Origin of the sequence: Bacillus sp. MRMR6, assembly GCF_001940785.1 — a bacterium.
Classification (GTDB): Bacteria; Bacillota; Bacilli; order Bacillales; family Cytobacillaceae; genus Neobacillus.
Genome location: NZ_MSLS01000093.1, coordinates 1 through 648 on the forward strand (window position 1 = coordinate 1; position 648 = coordinate 648).

The window sequence follows — 648 nt, forward strand, 5'->3', positions numbered from 1 at the left end:
CAATACATAATAGTACCTCCAATATCCTGCTATAGATTTTTTCCAACATATTGACCAAATAAAAAAAATTGGTAGCCAATAGTGTAGAAGAGATAAATAATACCGATTCCACCAGGTAATCCAGTGAAGAACCGTCTAATATTATTACTTGTCCATTTACCAAATAATTGTCCAATACCATCGATAGCCATTGGTAAAATTAATAAGGCTATAATCCATAAATCAAATCTTCCAAAACATATGACTAATATTACGGATAAAAAATAGCCTACTGCCATACCAGTACATCTTGCACATAGGGGGAATTTTCTCCCATTATAATGAAATGAACGGTCTGGCATTTGATGGCAAAAGAAAACAACCTTCAATAAAAAATTAATACTATTTACCAAATTTGTAAACTCCTTTATTATTCTAGCGTATAGTATATAACATAAATAGTATTTATGGAATATACTACATAATTTAGTTTTTAATATAAAATGAAGCTAACGGAGAACAATATCATGAATAGCTGACGAGTAGATGAGACCCCTCAGCTTTTTACAGTTAATGAGATTATCGCATTGTAAAAAATTAAGGAGAAAGTGAGCCTATGTCTTGGTTACAACCATTTAATGTTTGTGGGAACTAGGGGGCACATTTACG

1 protein-coding gene is annotated in these 648 nt (G+C 31.5%); it reads right to left on the bottom strand.

All coding sequences use genetic code 11. From position 1 onward, the window contains the following. Nucleotides 1–29 precede the first annotated feature (29 nt). Nucleotides 30–392, bottom strand: a complete 363-nt coding sequence (locus tag BTR25_RS26775; RefSeq protein ID WP_237068749.1) for a DUF2085 domain-containing protein — start codon at nucleotides 390–392, stop codon at nucleotides 30–32. Nucleotides 393–648 lie beyond the last annotated feature (256 nt).